General features: G+C 48.7%; 1 protein-coding gene and 1 pseudogene. One reads left to right on the plus strand and one right to left on the minus strand.

The window, feature by feature from the left end; genetic code table 11:
• Positions 1-1,491 (plus strand): bifunctional phosphoribosylaminoimidazolecarboxamide formyltransferase/IMP cyclohydrolase (purH, locus tag H6F50_RS00090; protein ID WP_190424912.1); only part of this gene is annotated, 1,491 nt, incomplete at its 5' end.
• 76 nt (positions 1,492-1,567) lie between these two features.
• On the opposite strand, the pseudogene H6F50_RS00095 reads toward purH, so the two are convergent.
• Positions 1,568-1,862: pseudogene (locus H6F50_RS00095) on the minus strand (UTP--glucose-1-phosphate uridylyltransferase); the annotation flags it as partial.

A 1,862-nucleotide genomic window follows, 5' to 3' on the forward strand; every position in this document is an offset into this window, starting at 1 on the left:
GAAAAATTTGAGTTTGATTTAATCAGCAGTGGTGGAACGGCTAAAGCCCTTAAAGATGCTGGGCTACCCGTGACGAAAGTTTCCGATTACACGGGTTCTCCGGAGATTTTGGGGGGGCGAGTCAAAACGCTGCATCCTCGAATTCATGGCGGGATTTTGGCGCGTCGGGATGTGCCCCAAGATTTGGCAGATTTGGAGGCGAACCAAATTCGCCCGATTGATTTGGTGGTGGTCAATCTTTATCCTTTTGAGCAGACGATTGCGAAAGAGGGAGTAACGTTGCCGGAAGCGATTGAGCAGATTGACATTGGTGGCCCGGCGATGATAAGGGCTTCTGCAAAAAACTTCCAACATCTAACAGTTTTGTCTAACCCGGCTCAGTATGATTCCTACTTGCAGGAATTGCAGCGACAGGGCGGGGAAGTGTCCTTTGAGTTCCGTCTGGCTAGGGCACGAGAGGCGTTTGAGCATACGGCGGGGTATGACAGGGCGATCGCAACCTATCTTACTCATCAATCCCCTGTAGAGGCAGAGGCGCATACATCGCCCCTACCTACACAATTTGAGCTTTCTGGACAACAGTTGCAATCTCTACGATATGGGGAAAATCCCCATCAACCTGCCGCATGGTATCAAACTGGGGCAGTTGCGTCTGGATGGGCGGCGGCGACTAAACTTCAGGGAAAAGAACTGAGTTATAACAACTTAGTGGATTTGGAAGCAGCGCGGCGGATTATTGCTGAGTTTCCCGATACCCCAGCAGCGACGATTATCAAACACAATAATCCCTGCGGCGTAGGTTTGGGAAATAGCTTGTCTGAGGCTTATGAAAAAGCTTTTAATGCTGATTCGGTTTCGGCTTTCGGGGGGATTGTGGCGCTAAATCAGCCGATTGACGCCTCCACAGCGACAGCACTCACCAAAACATTTTTAGAATGCGTCGTGGCACCGGGATGCGAACCAGAGGCACAGGAAATTCTGGCGGCTAAGTCTAAGGTGCGGGTTTTGACTTTGCCAGACTTGGCGGCTGGACCAGAAAATACAGTTAAAGTTATTGCCGGTGGTTTCCTCGTCCAAGCTTCTGATGACGTGGTGGAAAACGCCAGCCAGTGGCAAGTCGTCACGGACAAACAACCGACGCCAGAACAACTTGAAGAATTATTATTTGCCTGGAAGGTGTGTAAGCACGTCAAGTCTAACGCGATTGTTGTAACACGCGATCGCACTACTTTAGGTGTCGGTGCCGGACAAATGAATCGCGTCGGTTCGGTCAAAATTGCCTTAGAACAAGCTGGAGAAAAATCCTCAGGTGCCACGCTTGCCAGCGATGGTTTCTTCCCCTTCGATGACTCGGTGCGGACAGCAGCGGCGGCGGGAATTGTAGCGATTGTTCAGCCGGGAGGCAGTCTGCGCGATCAAGATTCAATTAAGGCTGCCAATGAGCTTGGTTTAGTGATGGTGTTAACAGGCATCCGTCACTTCTTGCATTAAGCAGTCACAGAAAGAATCAGAGGGAGGTAGCGATCGCTAGGTTCAAATACTTTATGGCGATCGCTCACCCTTTTAACTACTTCCCTGCATTTCTAAAATCAATCATTGTCTGACGATAGGGATCTGGCAATCCGGTGTCATAACACTTACCGTTGACAATATATCCGGTCATTCCCTCTTCCTGTTGCAATTGATCGAGACAGGATGTTAACTGAAATTCGCCTTTTTCGTCCCGGAAGTTGTTTTGAATATTATTTTCGAGAAATTCAAATATTTTCGGTGTGAGTACATATAAACCGAATATACATAAGAATTGATCTTCTGCCATTCCCTCTACACGAAGATGCTGGCGTGCATACTCAATTGTGGGC

The organism is Coleofasciculus sp. FACHB-712, from assembly GCF_014695635.1.
Classification (GTDB): Bacteria; Cyanobacteriota; Cyanobacteriia; order Cyanobacteriales; family FACHB-T130; genus FACHB-T130.